The organism is Robertmurraya sp. DFI.2.37 (genome assembly GCF_029211245.1).
GTDB classification, from domain to species: Bacteria; Bacillota; Bacilli; order Bacillales; family Cytobacillaceae; genus Robertmurraya; species Robertmurraya methanolica_A.
Window position 1 is genome coordinate 20,416 of sequence record NZ_JARGEJ010000007.1, and the last position, 18,236, is coordinate 38,651.

Genomic DNA, 18,236 nt, shown 5'->3' on the forward strand with positions numbered 1-18,236 from the left:
TTTAAAATGAAGGAAGTTAAATGTGAGTGTGGCCATGTTAATCCACACGGTACAGTGCTTTGTGAATCATGTGGATTAACATTAATTGAAGAGAAAGCACAGGGAAAGCTTCACGATATGCGGTATGAGGGAAGTGCACGTCGTTCTCAAACTTACAATAAAACCATTGTCGATAAAATTTGGAATTTCTTCTCTTCTGTTAAAGTAGGAGTATGGTTAATTGTTATTACGCTAGTTGCATCGGCATTAGGTACGATATTTCCTCAGGAAATGTATATTCCTACGATCATGACTGCAGCTGAATATTATGAGGACCAGTATGGCTGGCTTGGCAAGCTTTATTATGATCTTGGTTTTCATAATTTATACAGTTCATGGTGGTACTTAGTTTTAATCGCTTCAATCGGTGTTTCCCTTGTTATTTGTAGCATTGATCGAGCTATTCCACTGTATCGAGCACTAAACAAGCAAAGAGTAACACGTCATGAAAGCTTTTTAAAACGTCAACGCTTGTTTACGACCTCTGCTTCTGAGAACATAGACGCTTCTTTCGAAAAGGCAAAAGAAAATTTAGCAATGAAGCGCTATAAAATACGTGAAGAAGACGGAAATATTTTAGCGGAAAAAGGTCGTTTCTCCCGTTGGGGTCCGTATGTCAACCATTGTGGCTTAATTATTTTTCTTTTAGGTGGAATACTGCGCTTCGTTCCTGGCATGTACATTGATGATATGCTTTGGATTAGAGAAGGAGAAACGAAAGTAATCCCTGAAACAAACGGGGAGTATTATCTAGAAAATAAAGAATTTACACTAGAAGTGTATGATAAGGATAAAGACAACGAAGCTTTTAGTGAAGCAATTGAAAATGCCGGAATGGTTCCGAAAAATTTCCAATCGGATGTCATTCTTTATAAAAAGGCAGATGATTCTCTTCCAGGTGAAGAAGCAAAATTAGAACAAATTAAAGAATTCAATATTCGGGTGAATGAGCCTTTGAAATTTGATGGCTATGCTCTCTATCAAACAGAGTATAGGTTAGGTGAGTTATCGACAATGTCCTTCACGATGATGAACAAAAAAAGCAAGGAGGAATTTGGAGAGCTTACTATTGAACTAAATGATCCACAAACAAAATATGACCTGGGTGATGGATACTCGGTGGAAGTAATGAGCTATTTCCCCGACTTTGAATTTAACGAAAGCGGAGAACCGACTACGAAATCACGTATCCCAAATAATCCGGCCTTCGTATTTAAAATGTTCTCGCCAGAAAAGCCAGAAGGTGAAATTAGCTTTGTAGCTATTCAACAAAACCTTGAGCCTTTCGGTGATAACGAATACCAGCTTCGCTTCTCAGGAATTGAAACAAATGATGTTACGGGGTTAACGGTCCGAAAGGATTTAACACTCTGGTTATTCGCTCTCGGCGGTTTTATCTTTATGATTGGAGTTGCCCAAGGCTCATATTGGAATCATCGACGAATTTGGTTAAGAAGAAAAGATGACGAAATTTGGGTAGCTGCTCATACCAATAAAAATTGGCATGGACTCAAGCGTGAAATTAGTACAATATTGGAGGGGACAGGGATAGAGGAACCGTTGGATCAGCTTCAAGAGAATGAAAACCAAGATTCCGAGAAAAAAAATAGTAATCATGAGTAGTGAAATATGCAGATAAGTAAGGAGGAAGTAGGTTGGCTAGTTTAAGTTCAAACCTTTTATTAATAGCATTTATTTTATACTTAGTGGCCATTCCTTTTTTTGGAGGAGCGATTAGGCAGAAAAAAGGATTGGATGAAGAAAAGAAGTCTTTTGATAAGTGGGCCAAAATTGGAATTGTTATTACCATTATTGGCTTCATAGCGCAATTAGGCTTCTTCATTACGAGATGGATTGTAGCGGGACATGCTCCATTAAGCAATCTGTTCGAATATACGACGTTTTTTGGAATGTGTTTAGTTGCTTCATTTATTTTAATATACTTTATTTATAAAACATCGATTCTAGGAATGTTTGTTTTGCCGATTGCGCTATTAATCATTGCATATGCAAGCATGTTCCCAAGAGAAATCTCACCTTTAATACCAGCATTACAGAGTCATTGGCTCCAAATCCATGTTTCAACTGTTGCATTGGGAGAAGCAATACTCGCAGTAAGCTTTGGCGCTGCACTCATTTATTTAGTTAAAGCCATTGATCATACAAAACGTAGCAAAAGTACTTTCTGGCTAGAAGTGATTATGTATTCAATTGTATCGGTTGTTGCATTTATTGCCGTTACGTCTACTTTTGCTATTACGGATTACAAGGCTTCCTACAGCTATATCGATAAAAATGGATATGAAGCAGAAATGGATTATACAATTCCAGCAGTTATTGGTCCAAACGAATGGAAGGTAATAGAAGATGGAACATTTGAGCCATGGGTTCAAGTGCCAGGTATTATAAATGCCAAAAAATTAAATACTGTAGTTTGGTCATTAGTGGTAGGGTTGGGCTTATACTTTTTAATTAGACTGATTCTCAGAAAAAGAATTGGTGCTGCCCTGCAGCCATTAACGAAGAACATTAAACTCGATTTAGTTGATGAAATTAGTTATCGTTCAGTCTTGATTGGCTTTCCGGTCTTTACTTTAGGCGGTCTAGTATTTGCAATGATTTGGGCGCAAATCGCTTGGACTCGTTTCTGGGGTTGGGATCCAAAAGAGGTCTGGGCATTGATTACATGGCTTTTCTATGCCGCTTTCCTACATCTTCGCTTAGCTAAAGGCTGGCATGGTGAGAAATCGGCATGGCTAGCTGTTATTGGTTTTGCGATCATCATGTTTAATTTAATCGCCGTTAACTTAGTTATTGCTGGGCTACACTCCTATGCTGGTTAAGAAATAAGGTTATTAGAAATTTATATATTGCCTTCACTTTTTGTGGAGGCATTTTTCAAAATAGGATGTGAGCGTTTTTAACCTAGACACTGCTGATGTTTCAACGTGTTTACATTAGTGTCTAACTTTTAGTCAATCGTTTATAATGAAGTATAAGCACGTAATACTTTTTAGAACTTATGATGGAAGTATTGAAAATGGATATGATAGGGGGAGCGATTATGGATAAAGAAGTAAAAATTTTGGTTGTCGATGATGAAGAAAGAATTAGACGTCTTTTAAAAATGTACTTAGAAAGAGAAGATTATTTAATTGATGAAGCTGAAGACGGCAATGAGGCATTAGCAAAAGCGATTGCCAATGATTATGATGTGATTTTGCTCGATTTAATGATGCCTGGAAAAGATGGGATTGAGGTATGTCGAGAATTAAGAGAAAAGAAAGCGACTCCAGTTATTATGCTTACTGCTAAAGGAGAAGAAGTGAATCGTGTCCAAGGGTTTGAAGTGGGTACAGATGATTATATTGTAAAACCATTCAGTCCTCGTGAGGTTGTACTCCGCGTGAAAGCTTTGCTAAGAAGATCTTCAAGTACGTCGTATTTACAAACGGAAACAACCACAAAAGATGTCATTGTTTTTCCTAGTCTGACGATTGATAATGACGCTCATCGAGTTTTGGCAGAAGGCAAAGAAGTTAGTTTAACACCGAAGGAATATGAACTTCTTTATTTTTTAGCAAAGTCTCCAGATAAAGTATTTGATCGGGAACAGCTCTTAAAAGAAGTTTGGCATTATGAATTCTTTGGAGATTTGAGAACGGTTGATACGCATGTTAAACGTTTACGTGAAAAGCTGAATAAAGTCTCAGAGGATGCTGCCAGTATGATTGTAACAGTATGGGGTGTAGGTTATAAGTTTGAGGTTGTCAATGAATGATGTTTTGGCGCAGTGTAGTTGGTAAGCTCTGGTTTACCATTCTTTTTCTTGTTATATTTGTCCTGTTTATTTTAACAGTGATGCTGCTGGAATTCTTTGAAAATTATCATATCAATGAGACGGAGAGTAATCTTCAGAAAACAGCTACACGTATTTCGCACTTTTTGGAAGAACAGGATGAAAGTATCGGCCTTCAGTTGGCTTGGGAACTTCTCGATGATAAGACAGAGGCGATGATTATTTTTGATGAACAAGAGTATTTTTCTTCGCCCACAATGGATGAGAACTTTGGATTACCTGTAACTTACTTTTTAACAGATCCTGAATTAATGCATGTTTTTACTGAGAACAAAACAGTTAAAAAAATGGCCAATTTTCCAATGGCAAATGATGATGAGGATTCGCGCTTATTAATCATCGGTACACCGATCGACATGGTAGGAAAAGAACAGGGTGCAGTTTTTATCATGCAATCGTTAACGGTGATGGAGGAGACATCCAATTCAACGAAGAAGTTTATTTTACTTGCTGCTGGAGTAGCCATTATTTTGACGACTATTTTTGCATTTTTCTTAGCGACAAGAATTAATGCTCCTCTGCGTAAAATGAAAGAGGCAGCCTTTGAAATTGCAAGAGGAAAGTTCGATACAAAGGTACCGATCTTAACAAATGATGAAATCGGGGAGTTGGCGACCGCATTTAACCAAATGGGGAGACAGTTAAAGTTTAATCTTAACGCCCTCAGTCAAGAGAAGGAGCAGCTATCCAGCATTCTTAGCAGTATGGTCGATGGAGTTATAACATTTAATCGTGACGGTACGATTTTGATTACGAATCCTCCTGCTGAAAGATTTTTACAGGACTGGTATTTTGAGCAGGATGGGAAATCAAGAAGTGCGGAAGAAGTTCCTTATGAAGTAATGGAGCTTTTCAAGCTTGCGGTAAACACAGAACAAGAGCAAGTCGGTGAAATCTCTGTTCAAGGAAGATTCTGGGTCATTATTGTAAGTCCTTTATATAATAATACCTTTATTCGTGGTGCTGTCGCAGTTGTTCGCGATATGACCGAGGAACGTCAACTTGACAAGCTGCGACAAGATTTTATTGCCAACGTCTCACATGAATTAAGAACGCCGATTTCGATGATGCAAGGCTATAGTGAAGCGATTGTAGATGGAATTGCCGAATCAGAAGAGGAAAAGATGGAAATGGCAAGGGTAATTTATGATGAATCGCTAAGAATGGGCCGCCTTGTAAATGAATTATTGGACCTTGCTCGTATGGAAGCAGGACATATCCAGCTTGATATTAGTTTAATAGAAGTGAAATCATATTTGGAAAGAATTATTCGAAAATTCCAAGGGTTGGCAAAGGAAAAGGGAATTCATTTAAAAGGTGATTTTTACAATTTGGAATTGACCTATTATTTTGATGGGGATCGAATTGAACAGGTTTTGACTAATTTAATTGATAATGCGATTAGGCATACAGAGGATAATGGCATCATTGTCGTTTCGGGGAAAATAGAAGAGAAAGGGCTTCATATTGAAGTATTCAATTCTGGCAAAGGCATTCTCGAAGAGGACCTTCCCTTTGTTTTTGAACGCTTTTATAAAGGGGATAAAGCAAGGACAAGAGGCCGTTCTGGAACAGGGTTAGGACTTGCTATCGCTAAAAATATTGTTGAGAGCCATAAAGGACATATTTCCGTTCACAGTAAAGACGGACATGGAACGACATTTTCCTTTTTCATTCCTCGAAATTTATAAGAACAACAAGAAAACTGACGACTCATCTTGATTCACAAGGAACATCGAAAAGCGGAAGCGGCTCGTTCATCTCCGTACAAACTGGAAGGACAGCGACTGAGATAAAGGAAAACCGAGAAGCGAAAGCGAATCGAGTTTGACTTATCGTAGGGAGGTGGGCTGAAGTTTGCAAGGAGATAGCCGCTGGAGCTAGCCAAATCGAAAAGCGGAAGTTCCCTGTTTAGCGCCGTATGGACTGGACGGGGCTGACTGAGATAAAGGAGATACGAAGAGCAAGGCTAGGTAATCTGGATAAAATAATATCGGGTCATAGCTCATCATCATCTTTTAAAAAAGGGAGGAGTTTTACAAAACTTCTTCCTTTTTTTATTGAAAAATACTATATTAGTGATATTAGTGTATTTCTTTTAAAGAAATGGAAATTGACGAAGTGACCTTGAGTGATCAACATAAATGATTTGGACAATCATAGTTACAAAAATTTCGACAATATGAATGTAACTTTTGTGGATAATATTACGACTAATTGGTTGAACGGGGAGGGAAACCAATGGACTCCGTTTTTGATGAGCTGTATTCAAAATATCATCATGACGTTTTTCAATTTATTTTTTATATGGTGAAAAATAGGGAACAAGCTGAAGATCTTGTTCAAGAGGTATATATAAGGGTACTAAAATCTTATGACCGTTTTGAGGGGAAAAGTAGTGAAAAAACATGGCTATTTTCAATTGCGAGAAACGTAGCAATTGATTATTTCCGAAAGCAAAAAGGATGGCGGCAGAAAATTGCTGAAAAGTTTGATTGGACTACTGGTCAGATTAAAGATGATAGTCCTATCCCTGAAGAAATTGCTTTACAAAATGAGGAAATTTCATTGATATATCAGTGTTTAGACCATTGTACAGTTGATCAAAGGATGGTTATCATATTGCGTTATATTCAAGAATTGACCATTATTGAAACTGCAGAAGCTTTAGGTTGGACAGAAAGCAAGGTTAAAACAACTCAACACCGAGCCTTAAAAGTATTGAAAAAAGAAATGGAAGAAAGAATGGCAAAGGAGGGGACAACAAGTGAGAAAATCAGAGTGGAGCGATGAACAGCTTGAGAAATTACTACGAGAAATGCCCAAGATCGAAGACAATCGCGATCCTCGTGATATATATCAAAACATTTCACTTAGATTGAGTAAGAGAAAGCAACGCTCCTGGCTCATCCCTTCTGCTGCTACTGCTGCAGTGATTTTAATAGTAGCAGTACTTTCTTCTAATCTTTTAGGCGAAAATTCTTCCTCTGAACAATCAGCGGAGAGTGGAAATGCGACAGAGCAAGCTGAACGATCAGAAATGAATATAATCAAAGATGAGGATGCAGGTGTCGTTTATGACAGTGCAGTTGAGGAAAAGCAAGATATCCCTACTAATGATGAGGCTACTGAAGAAGGAGTGACTTCTTCAATCACTGATATTAAGCAAGAGTACACTGCCGTATATGCTGAAGATGTAAATGGTGCGGAAGAAAATACACTTACTTTTGCGATACCAGATGAGCAAAATCAAATTATCGTACCTATAACTGTACTCATCCCAAAGGAGAAGGGAAAGTCTCTTTTTGAGCAGTATACAGAGACAATGGCAAAGTTACATGAAAAGGAATGGGGACTTGCGGAGACGTTCCCATTAAAAAATGTGGAACTATCGGTCATCAAAGATGATATTTTAAAGGTGAATGTTCCAAGTGGTCAAACCTATCAAGGTTCTGCAAACGAAATAGCTTTTACTTCTGTTATTAAGAAAACTGCTAAATCTTTAGGGTTAACGGGAATTGAATTATATACAGATAATCAACCAGGAATTGAATTGGGGAATGAAGGGGAACTCCCTGGCTTAGATCTTTCGGATGATGGAAATTATGCTTACTACTTTTACTATTCAAATGTGAATCCAGAAGTCCCTTATTTAGTTCCGTATGAAAAATCATTCACGAATATTGAAGCGGCATTAAATGCAATGAAGGAAAATGTTGATACTCATCAGTTAAGTGCGTCGATCCCTCAAAATATTGATATTGAAGAAATACACGGGGAGAAGGGGATGTTAACCCTACAGCTAAATGAAGATTCTGATATGACTAGCACAAAAACAATCCTTCAGACAATTGAAGCAATCTTACTAACAGCGAAAGAGTTTAATTATAATAAAGTAAAAATTGAGTATAGTAAACTTGAGAAAATTGGAAAATTCGTCTTTAATGAGGAAATAAATGTTCCGATTGCTCCTAATAAAAGAGAAATATTAAATTAAGATCTCTAAAGGCTGATTTTTTGTCTTAGTTTGTAAGACGTCTCATTATTTGAGCTGAAAATGTCTGTCTTGCGGCGTAAGTGACAAGTTTATAGGTGTGGGGGGCACTATTTGAAGTACCCTGTAAAAAAACAAGTGAGCTAATGGCCCACTTGTTTTTTTGAGATAAATATTGTTCCAAAAGTAAATTAGAACTGAGTTATTAACCGATACCTTTCCTTAGGATGCGTTAATGTGTAGCAATGATTTAGGGGGCGCAACCTATTCTTACATAGTCATACTTTATGCCTGCTAAAAAGATTAGTTTAACTTCAAAGAAATGAACTTTCGACAACCCATTTTTTTGTAATTGGACCGAAATCAATAATTTTTGTATAAAAAAACGAAAACTATCCAAATAATAACAAATGTCTTTCTAAAAAAGAATTTTACATAGCGAGGAGAGGATTTGACAGGTTTTTCATTTTACTCCGCTTAATTAGTAGTTCTAACAACGTACAAGCTGTCATATCGTGTAGGGAAAAGCTCAAATTAAGGAGGATTCTAATGAGAGACTTTGCAAAGCGTTTGTTAATTGCTGGGATTATGGCCTTTTTTATAAGCCTGTTATTTATAGGAGGAAAAAATATTCAAGCAGAGACAATAGATATAAAGGAAGCCGCAGCACATTGGATGTGGCCGGCGGATGGGATTGTAACCGATACATACGGAACACGGAATGGACAGCATAAAGGAATTGATATAGCAGGAGGATTAGGAACACCGATTTATGTAGTAGATGAAGGAACGGTTAGTAGATCCTATTATTCAAGCTCATATGGTCATGTCGTATTTGTAAAACACCCAAATAATTTTGAAACGGTTTATGCCCATCTTAGGAAACGAAATGTAAGTGAGGGTCAGAGTGTTAAACAAGGGGACATTATTGGGGAAATGGGCAGCACGGGTCGTTCTTCAGGAGTACATCTACATTTCGAAATACATAAAAAAGAATGGACGGTTAATAAAGAGAACTCGCTCAACCCTGTAGCCATTCTTGGAGAAGTTGGTGTAGGAGAAACCGTTCAAGCAATGGTACAGCAAAAGGAGCATGTTGAGGTTGCAGGAGTGATGGAGGAAACGGATGCTATAGGCGAAGCAGATGAAGCTTTAAATGAGGATATAGCAAAATATTTACTCACTGACGATTATCAATTATTAGTTAGTGAGGAAAAAGATTTGGAAGATGAGATAGAGAGTACGAAAAGCAAGGAATATAAAGAGGAAGAAACGAAGGGTGTTATTCACGTCGTTCAAAGTGGAGATACTTTATGGGAATTAGCGGAAAAATACGAATCGTCCGTTGTTACGATTATGGAATCGAACCAATTAGTAAATGATGTAATTCTTCCAGAGCAAGAATTAATCATTGAAGAACCCTCTGAAGAGCAATATATTGTTAAACAAGGGGATTCATTAACTAGTATCGCAGAGGAAGTTCATTTATCAGTTGAAGAACTGATGGAGATCAATCATTTAAGCAGTGAAATAATTCAGCCACAGCAAATTTTAACGATTAAGCAGCAATAAACAATCGGAGGAGTTTTTTCCTCCGATCGATAGATATGAATAAGTTTAAAGAGTAATTTGATTCATTAAAACGATGTCGTCTAGTTCAGATAGTAATTGGAGAGCGGTCGAGTCCAGTGGTTTGTCAAAAGACAGCACCATTATAGCTTCTCCACCTACTTCTTTTCGACCTACTTGCATAGTCGCAATATTGATGGCGAGATCACCTAATATTTTACCAACACGGCCAATGACACCGGGGCGATCCATATGTTGGATGTATAATAAATTTCCTTCTGGATGGAAATCAATATTAAAGTCATTCATATGAACGATCCGCGGACCATAATGATCAATATAAGTACCTCTTAATGAAAATTGTCTATTTTCAATCTTGGCTGTAACGGTAATACAATTTGCATATCCAAAAGAGTTTGTTGAAATTTTCTCTCCGACGGTTATGCCTCGCTCCTTTGCGGTCAGCAGGGCATTTACTTCGTTGACATGTACGTCAATACGGTTTTTAAAGAAACCAGATAATAGCGCTTTTGTTAAATATGAGGTTTCGAGTTCAGTGACGCTACCGGCGTAATTGATTGATAACTCCTCGATCCCTTCTTTTACACATTGTGATAAGATCGAGCCCAGCTGTTTTGATAAATGGTGAAACGGTTGAATCTTATCATAAATATCCTTAGACATTGCTGGAAGATTAATGGAATTTGTAACTGGACGATCTTCAAAATAGGTTCTTACTTCTTTAGCGACTTGTGTTGCCACATTTAATTGGGCTTCTTTCGTGGAAGCACCTAAATGTGGAGTGACGATGACATTATCAAATTTTAGAAGGGGATGCTCTCCAGGAGGCTCCTCTTCAAAAACATCCAAAGCAGCTCCACCAACATGGCCGTTTCCGAGATAGACAGCTAATGCCTGCTCATCGATTATGCCACCGCGGGCACAGTTAAGGAAATAGACCCCTTTTTTTGTTTTTTTAATGGCTGTTTCATTTATCAAGCCTTTTGTTTCTTTCGTAAGAGGAGTATGTACAGTAATGATATCCGCCTGTTCCAGTACTTGTTCAAGAGTACAGCTCTCAACATTAATACTATGGGCTCTTTCTTTTGTAAGAAACGGATCAAAAACAAGCACTGTCATTCCAAATACTTTTGCGCGTTTTGCTATTTCTGTTCCAATTCTCCCTAAGCCTATAATTCCTAAAGCTTTCCCATTTAGTTCATTTCCAACGAAAGCATTCCTGTTCCATTCTAAATTTTTGACAGATGCGTGCGCTTGAGGGATGTTGCGAATTAATGAAGCCATCATTGCAAAAGTATGTTCAGCAGTTGAAATGGTGTTTCCGTCCGGTGCGTTGACGACAATAATTCCGCGTTTTGTTGCCGCGTTAACATCTATATTATCAACGCCTACTCCCGCTCGTGCAATGATTTTTAATTGAGGCATTTTTTTTAGGAGTTCTTCGGTTACTTTTGTAGCACTTCTTACAAGTAAAGCATCGATTGTCTCTAATTCAACATCTGTGTCTGTTACTTTTTTTTCAATTACTTGAGCATCTGCATAGTCTAATAATGGCTGTAAGCCTTCTGCGTTAATCGCATCGGCTACTAAAACTCGATACATTTGAACATCTCCTACCAATTATCAATTTTCTGATTATTTTACAAAACGAATATTAATCTGTCAATGAGGAATTAATGTTCGTTATCATAAGAAAACGCTTACTTGGGGTATGTGTCACAAATAAATAAGAATCGCAGGCAATAGCGTCTGCGATTCTTATTTATTTGATTTATCTTTTATTAAATACATCCGTTAAAACAGGTACAATTTGTTTTTTGCGGGAAACAACCCCTTTTAATAAGGCGGTATGATTCTCTAATTTCACACCGTAGGCTTCTTCGACAGCATCAGCTGAGCGACCAAGAGCAATAGCAGTAGAATCACTATTTAATATGTCCGTGATGACAAAGACAAATAAATCTAAGCTCTTATCAGCGATGACAGCTTGAAGAGCCGATTCGATTTCAGCTTGCCTGGAGAGAACATCTTGGATATCCACAGTATTAACCTGAGCAACTTCAACTTTACTATTGCCCATTTGGAACTCTTTTGCATCGAGGGAGATGAGCTGTTCAACTGATTTTTTGCTTAAGTCAGCACCAGCTTTAAGCATGTCTAAACCATATTTTTCTGGATTTACTCCTGCGATTTGAGCTAGTTCATGTGCCGCTTGAATGTCTTCATCTGTGCAAGTAGGAGATTTAAATAATAAAGAATCGGAAATAATTGCCGATAGCATTAGTCCGGCTATATTTTTTTCAATTTCTACATTATTTTCTTTAAACAGTTTCTTCAGAATCGTCGCAGTACAACCGACTGGCTCAGCTCGATAGTAGAGCGGTTCACTTGTTTCAAAATTAGCTATTCTGTGGTGATCAATAACTTCTAAAACACGTACATCATTAATGTCGTCTGCACTCTGTTGTCGCTCGTTATGGTCGACTAAGATAACACTGCTTGCTTCAGCTGATACGGATTGAACAAATCGCGGAACTTCTTGCTCAAATGTTTTTAGAGCGAACTCAGTTTCTCCGTTAATCTCACCTAAGCGGATAGGCTCGGTATTCAAGCCAAGTTGATTTTTTAAGTAAGAATATGCAATGCTTGAGCAAATGGTATCCGTATCCGGATTTTTGTGACCGAAAATAAGTATTTTATCCATTTTTATCTCCTTCTATATAAATGTTTATGTTTTTTTCTGAGGCGATAAAATGCCTATCTTTTTATGAAATTACTATTATAATTTACCATAAAATCGGTGAAAATAACAAAAAATATCGAGCATAAGGTTAACTTCTTCACAAAGTTGCTTCAGTACGCTATAATAATGGTGTAATTAAATATTGGTCTATCTTCGGGGCAGGGTGTAATTCCCGACCGGCGGTAATGAGAGTTAGTCTCTGAGCCCGCGAGCCAATTATAAGCATAAGTGAATTTAAGAAGTTTCTTCTTGAGCTTAACGAAATGCTTTGGCAGGATTTGGTGCAATTCCAAAGCCGACAGTATAGTCTGGATGGGAGAAGATGGAGGTTCTGCAAGCGTTCAAATTTGCTAGTTTGAATGTTTATTAAGCGTGCCGTTTTATTCTCCCTCAAGTAAACTTGGGGGAGTTTGTTTTTGGAGGGAATATTCAAGATGTAAAACATCTAGCCATTTCGAAATAATGCGATAAAAACGAGCATTAATCCATAGATTTTTTCACTGGAGTTTATCTTCCAGAAGAACGAATTGGTTGTGCATTTTTTCACTTTATTTATTGAGAAATGGATTCAACTAGGTTGTGAGCATCTTGTTGTTCTTTATCAATGGGTATAGCTTAATAACGCTGAACCTTTCTTCTTTAGGAGAGATGGATCCCTTAAAAGGAGAGAGGAAAATGAAGAAGTACGACATCAAAGCTTTAGTTTCAATCGGAATGTTAAGTAGTATCGGATTTGTTCTGATGCTTCTAAACTTTCCATTACCACCTTTTCCAAAATTTTTAATGGTCGATTTTAGTGATATTCCAGCTTTAATCGCTGCATTGATTTTTGGACCAGTTGCTGGGATATTGGTTGAATTATTTAAAAATGTATTGGATTATATTTTGACAAGCAGTGATACCGGTATTCCAGTTGGCCATTTTTCAAATTTCGTGGCAGGAGTTCTATTCGTCATTCCAACATACTATATTTATGAAAAATTAAAAACGAAAAAAGGAATGACCTACGCATTAATTGTTGGAACGATATTGATGGCTGTTGTCATGAGTGTATTAAATTACTTTGTTATCCTACCAGCCTATACAATGTTTATGGGGTTCCCGGCAATGTCCGGTGAGGAAACAAGGCAAATGATTGTCGCCGGTATACTTCCATTCAATATTGTTAAAGGGATTTTAATATCAATCGTTTTTATGCTTCTCTTTACTAGAATGAGTACTTGGATTGGAAAGCAGAGAGCATATCGAATATAAATAAAAAATAACAGAGAAAAGCTCATGCCTTTAAAAGAAAAACTCCTCTCACAAAAAAGAGAGGAGTTTTTCTTTTGTTTCCGAAATATCGATTGCTTCGATGAAACACTCTTTCAAGTGGTTAATCTGATCGGTGCAAGTAGCCAAAGCCTAACAAACTTTAGATATTTACTGCTTACGATTAGTCGGCCAAGAATTGCTATCACAATTAAGGCTTCCTATATCGAAAGGACAGCCCCTTCTAGTTAGAAACGGCACGAGTTGACCCTTGCGCTTGCTTACTTCTATTCAAACTTTAATGGATCTCCATCAAATGGTTCGTCTGCAATTTTAATGGAATCAGTTGGACAGCCTTCAAAAGCATCCATCATATCGTCTATTAAAACATCTGGAATTTCAACAATTCCTTCGTTATCATCAAGCGTTACAAATGCGATACCCTCATCATCATAATCGTAAATATCTGGCGCAGCAGCTCCGCAAGCCCCACATGCGATGCATGTTTCTTTGTCAACAATTGTATATTTTGCCATGTAAAAACCTCCCAATGAATTAAACATTTATTTTCATACATTTCATAAAAGCTTCTGAAACGTATTCCCTCATTCTTTATTGTAAAACTGTATGAGTAACATTTCAATAAAAAAATAATGAGAATGCTTATCATAACAACGTTTTGGAACGGAATAGGAGCCTTTATTTCATTTTCATGTTAAAATAAATAGGGAAACACGTCGAATTATGATATATAAGAATACCGTTAAAAACGTGTTGTTGCTCTCTCGTGAGGAACTTTTTTTCAAAATATAGTAATAGGGTGATAGGATGCCAACTCGATTTATATATTTTGTTGTTCTTTTCTGTTTACATAAAATAAATGACGAGAGAACTATATACTCTTTATATCATCTCCTATCTGGAAAGAAATCTTTCCAGACGATACAAGATGCCCATCTTTTCCAAATTGCGCAATTTTATAAAACATGTGATTTCTTAACAAGAAAGCAATTTGATGAGATCATTGAGGAGCTTGAAAAACAAAATTTAGTTACGGCAACGAATGAGCAGTATTATAAGCTTACAAGAGATGGTTTAACCTATATGAAAAAAGAGTCTGAAAATCATCCGTTTTTATCCTATTTGAACGGTTGGGATTACCAATACGCTAATATCTTTTGGCAGAGGATCTCGTTATTGGTTCAAGTAACTTCACATTTGGCTAACCAAGATCGAAATTATATTCCCATCCAGCGAAAGAAACCTTTGCTCAAATGGTTGAAAAATTATCTTCTCCATAATCGATTTAATCGCAAAGAACTTAGCGATCGCTTATATCATGAGCTCATTCATGTTTTGGAAGATTGCCGAGAAATCGATCCAAGTGTTTTTGTCATTCGTTTAACTGGATTTGAGACAATTGGTTTGACAGAAAAACAGGCATGTGAGTCCTTAAAAATAGAGCAAACCCTGTATCATTTTCAATTTCAGGCATTGTTACATTATATTTTGTTTAGAATTCAAAAAGAACCGAAAACATTCATGTTGTTAGCATCGCTTATAACAGATATTGAAACAAATCTTCTTTTAACAGATACAAGTAAGAAAACGTTGGTACTCTTAAATAAAGGATTTTCACTCGAACAAATCGCTCAAATCAGAAAATTGAAAGTTAGTACAATACAGGATCATATTGTTGAACTTGCCCTGCAAATGAATTCATTTCAAATTGAACCGTTTGTAGGGAAGGAAAAAATAAAACTGATTACGGCTGCGCATAAACAGGCAACTTCTAAACAATTGAAACAGATCCGTGAATTGGTTCCAGAAGCAACCTATTTTCAAATCCGATTAGTTTTGACTAGGCTTGGTGAAGATAATGAATTTTGAGCTAGAGAAAAAATTGCAGGAACATTTCAGCTTTTCTGCGTTTCGCCCCGGACAGAAAGAGGTTGTGTCATCTGTACTAAATAAGAAAAATACGATTGCTGTTTTACCTACTGGCACAGGGAAGTCATTGTGCTATCAGCTTCCAGGATATGTACTTTCAGGTATCGTTGTGATCATTTCACCACTTTTGTCGCTCATGCAAGATCAGGTCGAGCAAATGCATATGCAAGGAGAAAAAAGAGTAATAGCGCTCAATTCATTTTTAACTGGCGCAGACAGAAGCAAAGCTTTACGTCAGCTAAACAAATATAAATTTATTTACATTTCCCCTGAAATGTTAAACCTTGATGAAATAAAACAAAGGTTGCAAGGCTTGCCGATTTCTTTGTTTGTGATCGACGAAGCTCATTGTATTTCACAATGGGGATATGATTTTCGTCCAGATTATATGAAGCTGGGAACAATAAGAGAGCAACTTGGTAATCCACTTACATTAGCTTTGACAGCAACAGCTACGAAAGAAGTAGTTACAGATATTGCCCAAGTATTAAAACTAACTTCTTGGGATGAACATATTTTTTCAATGGATCGTCCCAATATTGCGATTAAGGTAGAGCAAGTGGCTGCTCCTGAGGAAAAGGAACATCACCTGATAAAGTTGCTTTCGTCTCTTCAAGGACCAGGTATTATTTATTTTTCCAGTCGCAAAAAGGCAGAAGCGCTAGTTGAACGATTAAAGGCAGATGGTTTTCATAAAGTTATGGCTTATCATGGGGGAATCGATCAGGAAAGCCGTATCCTTATTCAACAGCAATTTATCCATGGACAACTCGATTTAATTTGTGCAACCAGTGCATTCGGTATGGGTGTAAATAAAGAAGACATCCGCTTTGTCATTCACTATCACATGCCCTTGCAAATGGAATCTTATATACAAGAAATTGGTCGTGCTGGTCGAGATGGAAAAAAAAGCTTAGCGATATTACTATATTCACCAGGAGATGAGGCACTATCCTATCACTTGGTGGAAAATGAACTTCCAAATGTGGTTCAGATTGATTGGATTAGCCAATGGATGAAATCGAAGAACCGAAGTGAAGAAGAAATGCGGGCACTTGTTGGGTTAAATGATATTCAATGGCGCTTAATAAGTGATTTCTTTGAAAATCTTGAAAACACCGGTGCTTTGGACTCGTCAATAGAGAAGTTCAAGCTCTTTGTTGAAGAGAGAACGCGACTAAAAAGAAAAAAGATTGAGGAAATCAAGAATTGGATACACTCTTGCCAATGCCGAAGAGAAAATATCTTGAATTATTTTGGTGAAAAAAAGAAAAGAACGATTAAGGATTGCTGTGATGTGTGTGGCATCAATTTAGACCAGTTTCAAAAAAGAGATGAAGATGCGGCCAATTTTTCTTTCTCATTTGATTGGAGAGCCTATTTATCCAGCATTTTATTAAAAGGGTGAGCGTGTAAACATGAAAAATAAATATACGGAAATAGTTCAGGAGTTAAGCGATCGGGAAATCACGTTTCACCTAATAGCAACCCAAGTACTGCTACTAGTAATGGCGCTAGTAATAGGGTTTTTTTTGTTTGATGATTTTTCATCATTTTGGGAGTTGTTTATTTGGGATGATAAGAAAATTTGGTATGTTGGCGTTGGGGCTGGATTAGCCATTGTCGCATTGGACCTCCTGCTGATGAAGGTGCTGCCACCTTCCTATTATGACGATGGCGGCTTGAATAAGCGAATGTTTAAAAATAGAACTGTGTGGCAAATTGCCGGAATTGCTGCAATGGTTGCAGTCAGTGAAGAAATATTATTTAGAGGTGTGCTCCAAACCCATTTTGGACTAGTTGTCACAAGTCTTTTGTTTGCATTAATTCATTACCGATACTTGTTTAACAAATTTCTTTTCGTAAATATTTTACTTCTTAGTTTTTTTATTGGTTACATTTATATGATGACAGAGAATTTGCTTGTCACGATTGTTTTGCATTTTATTGTTGATTTTTTATTAGGATTAGCCGTTCGCAACGATAAACAACCACCTCATGAACAGGAGGGAATGATATGAATAAAGAAGAGCCGTACCGTGATCAGGCGGAACGTTTAAGAAAGAGAATTAGTAAAAAAGAGGAATCTGAAACGATTAATGATTCATCGCAGGAACTGCCGCCAAGAAGCAGGGTTCATTATCAAAAGGCAAAAAGAACAAAGGTGAAGTTAAAATATCCTCTGATTCGATTATTAGCTATTTTTTTCATTCTCCTACCAATTGTGAGCTTTAGCATTTATTCTATTAATGAAAGCAAATCGAATCGTTCTGCATCTGTTGATCATCCTTTAGCAGGAAATATTGAGGCGGTTGATGTTAAAAATGATGAGCCAAGCGAACAGGGAATGGAAGAAGAACGAACGGGTGTTGACCTCGATGAAGATTTGCCGGAAATAGAAGAAGATGAAGTAGTTGGGGAGCCAGAATCGGAAAAAGTTGAACCGGTGAAGGTGGATAGTACGCTTCCAGAGAAGGAATCTCCTAATGATAAAGCACCTGTGAAAGAAGAGATTATTTACCATACAGTACAAACTGGAGAAACGCTCTTCCGAATTTCAATGAAATATTATCAATCACAATCAGGAATTGAAATCATTAGAGAAGCAAATGGGATCCAAGGAAATGAGATCCGGATTGGACAAACTTTGAAAATACCGATAGAACAGTAGGGATTAAAGACGATGTTATGGTTGAAGTAACATCGTCTTTTTTTGTTTAGCAGTGAGCTAAATATCAATAGATCAATATAATCGCTATGTTTTAAATCATAACTAGAAGGACAAGATCATATATTTTTATAAATAGCAT

Annotated in this window: 15 protein-coding genes and 1 riboswitch; of the genes, 12 read left to right on the forward strand and 3 right to left on the reverse strand. The window is 37.1% G+C overall.

What is annotated here, in order from left to right:
• The first annotated feature begins 6 nt into the window (after window positions 1–6).
• The 7 genes from resB to PZE06_RS05720 all read left to right on the forward strand — a co-directional run bounded on the left by resB (window position 7) and on the right by PZE06_RS05720 (window position 9,464).
• Window positions 7–1,662, forward strand: a complete 1,656-nt coding sequence (resB, locus tag PZE06_RS05690) for a cytochrome c biogenesis protein ResB (RefSeq protein WP_150914805.1) — start codon at window positions 7–9, stop codon at window positions 1,660–1,662.
• Window positions 1,663–1,694: 32 nt separating this feature from the next.
• A complete protein-coding gene (gene ccsB, locus PZE06_RS05695) occupies window positions 1,695–2,882 on the forward strand; it encodes a c-type cytochrome biogenesis protein CcsB (protein WP_150914804.1) in 1,188 nt (395 codons plus the stop codon).
• 221 nt (window positions 2,883–3,103) lie between these two features.
• The gene (locus PZE06_RS05700) at window positions 3,104–3,820 is read left to right on the forward strand and encodes a response regulator transcription factor (protein WP_150914803.1); all 717 of its coding nucleotides are present in this window, start codon (window positions 3,104–3,106) and stop codon (window positions 3,818–3,820) included.
• On the forward strand, window positions 3,817–5,589 hold the full coding sequence (locus tag PZE06_RS05705) for an ATP-binding protein (RefSeq protein WP_150914802.1): 1,773 nt from the start codon (window positions 3,817–3,819) through the stop codon (window positions 5,587–5,589). The genes PZE06_RS05700 and PZE06_RS05705 overlap by 4 nt, the downstream gene beginning before the upstream one ends.
• A 550-nt stretch (window positions 5,590–6,139) precedes the next feature.
• Entirely contained in the window at window positions 6,140–6,691 is a 552-nt protein-coding gene (sigX, locus tag PZE06_RS05710) for an RNA polymerase sigma factor SigX (RefSeq protein WP_095306604.1), read from the forward strand.
• On the forward strand, window positions 6,666–7,895 hold the full coding sequence (locus tag PZE06_RS29835; protein ID WP_150914801.1) for a GerMN domain-containing protein: 1,230 nt from the start codon (window positions 6,666–6,668) through the stop codon (window positions 7,893–7,895). Before sigX ends, PZE06_RS29835 begins: the two co-directional genes overlap by 26 nt.
• Window positions 7,896–8,441: 546 nt before the next feature.
• Window positions 8,442–9,464: a M23 family metallopeptidase gene (locus tag PZE06_RS05720; protein WP_150914800.1), complete on the forward strand. Its 1,023-nt coding sequence runs from the start codon at window positions 8,442–8,444 to the stop codon at window positions 9,462–9,464.
• Window positions 9,465–9,509: 45 nt separating this feature from the next.
• Here the strand turns inward: PZE06_RS05720 and serA are convergent, their stop codons facing one another.
• Complete coding sequence (gene serA, locus PZE06_RS05725) at window positions 9,510–11,084, reverse strand: phosphoglycerate dehydrogenase (RefSeq protein WP_150914799.1); 1,575 nt, start codon at window positions 11,082–11,084, stop codon at window positions 9,510–9,512.
• 169 nt (window positions 11,085–11,253) lie between these two features.
• On the reverse strand, window positions 11,254–12,186 hold the full coding sequence (locus PZE06_RS05730) for a manganese-dependent inorganic pyrophosphatase (RefSeq protein WP_150914798.1): 933 nt from the start codon (window positions 12,184–12,186) through the stop codon (window positions 11,254–11,256).
• Between the two features lie 184 nt (window positions 12,187–12,370).
• A riboswitch (FMN riboswitch) is annotated at window positions 12,371–12,553 on the forward strand.
• 347 nt (window positions 12,554–12,900) lie between these two features.
• Here PZE06_RS05730 and PZE06_RS05735 point away from each other — a divergent pair.
• Window positions 12,901–13,479, forward strand: coding sequence for an ECF transporter S component (locus PZE06_RS05735; protein ID WP_150914797.1), 579 nt, complete (start codon window positions 12,901–12,903; stop codon window positions 13,477–13,479).
• A gap of 284 nt (window positions 13,480–13,763) precedes the next feature.
• Here the strand turns inward: PZE06_RS05735 and PZE06_RS05740 are convergent, their stop codons facing one another.
• The gene (locus PZE06_RS05740) at window positions 13,764–14,012 is read right to left on the reverse strand and encodes a ferredoxin (RefSeq protein ID WP_150914796.1); all 249 of its coding nucleotides are present in this window, start codon (window positions 14,010–14,012) and stop codon (window positions 13,764–13,766) included.
• 292 nt (window positions 14,013–14,304) lie between these two features.
• Here PZE06_RS05740 and PZE06_RS05745 point away from each other — a divergent pair, with 292 nt between their 5' ends.
• The 4 genes from PZE06_RS05745 to PZE06_RS05760 are packed head-to-tail and all read left to right on the forward strand — an operon-like array spanning window position 14,305 to window position 18,097.
• Window positions 14,305–15,366, forward strand: coding sequence for a YpbB family protein (locus tag PZE06_RS05745; RefSeq protein ID WP_150914795.1), 1,062 nt, complete (start codon window positions 14,305–14,307; stop codon window positions 15,364–15,366).
• Entirely contained in the window at window positions 15,356–16,834 is a 1,479-nt protein-coding gene (locus tag PZE06_RS05750) for a RecQ family ATP-dependent DNA helicase (RefSeq protein WP_150914794.1), read from the forward strand. The genes PZE06_RS05745 and PZE06_RS05750 overlap by 11 nt, the downstream gene beginning before the upstream one ends.
• Before the next feature lie 10 nt (window positions 16,835–16,844).
• The gene (locus tag PZE06_RS05755; protein WP_150914793.1) at window positions 16,845–17,447 is read left to right on the forward strand and encodes a CPBP family intramembrane glutamic endopeptidase; all 603 of its coding nucleotides are present in this window, start codon (window positions 16,845–16,847) and stop codon (window positions 17,445–17,447) included.
• A complete protein-coding gene (locus PZE06_RS05760) occupies window positions 17,444–18,097 on the forward strand; it encodes a LysM peptidoglycan-binding domain-containing protein (protein WP_150914792.1) in 654 nt (217 codons plus the stop codon). The genes PZE06_RS05755 and PZE06_RS05760 overlap by 4 nt, the downstream gene beginning before the upstream one ends.
• The last annotated feature ends 139 nt before the right edge of the window (window positions 18,098–18,236 follow it).

What these genes read in the sequence shown, in the direction of transcription:
- PZE06_RS05730 (WP_150914798.1), bottom strand. Translation starts at nt 12,186, where the DNA reads ATGGATAAAATACTTATTTTCGGTCACAAAAATCCGGATACGGATACC.
- PZE06_RS05700 (WP_150914803.1), top strand. Translation starts at nt 3,104, where the DNA reads ATGGATAAAGAAGTAAAAATTTTGGTTGTCGATGATGAAGAAAGAATT.
- PZE06_RS05760 (WP_150914792.1), top strand. Translation starts at nt 17,444, where the DNA reads ATGAATAAAGAAGAGCCGTACCGTGATCAGGCGGAACGTTTAAGAAAG.
- serA (WP_150914799.1), bottom strand. Translation starts at nt 11,084, where the DNA reads ATGTATCGAGTTTTAGTAGCCGATGCGATTAACGCAGAAGGCTTACAG.
- resB (WP_150914805.1), top strand. Translation starts at nt 7, where the DNA reads ATGAAGGAAGTTAAATGTGAGTGTGGCCATGTTAATCCACACGGTACA.
- PZE06_RS05720 (WP_150914800.1), top strand. Translation starts at nt 8,442, where the DNA reads ATGAGAGACTTTGCAAAGCGTTTGTTAATTGCTGGGATTATGGCCTTT.
- PZE06_RS05705 (WP_150914802.1), top strand. Translation starts at nt 3,817, where the DNA reads ATGATGTTTTGGCGCAGTGTAGTTGGTAAGCTCTGGTTTACCATTCTT.
- PZE06_RS05735 (WP_150914797.1), top strand. Translation starts at nt 12,901, where the DNA reads ATGAAGAAGTACGACATCAAAGCTTTAGTTTCAATCGGAATGTTAAGT.
- PZE06_RS05740 (WP_150914796.1), bottom strand. Translation starts at nt 14,012, where the DNA reads ATGGCAAAATATACAATTGTTGACAAAGAAACATGCATCGCATGTGGG.
- sigX (WP_095306604.1), top strand. Translation starts at nt 6,140, where the DNA reads ATGGACTCCGTTTTTGATGAGCTGTATTCAAAATATCATCATGACGTT.
- PZE06_RS05755 (WP_150914793.1), top strand. Translation starts at nt 16,845, where the DNA reads ATGAAAAATAAATATACGGAAATAGTTCAGGAGTTAAGCGATCGGGAA.
- PZE06_RS05745 (WP_150914795.1), top strand. Translation starts at nt 14,305, where the DNA reads ATGCCAACTCGATTTATATATTTTGTTGTTCTTTTCTGTTTACATAAA.
- PZE06_RS05750 (WP_150914794.1), top strand. Translation starts at nt 15,356, where the DNA reads ATGAATTTTGAGCTAGAGAAAAAATTGCAGGAACATTTCAGCTTTTCT.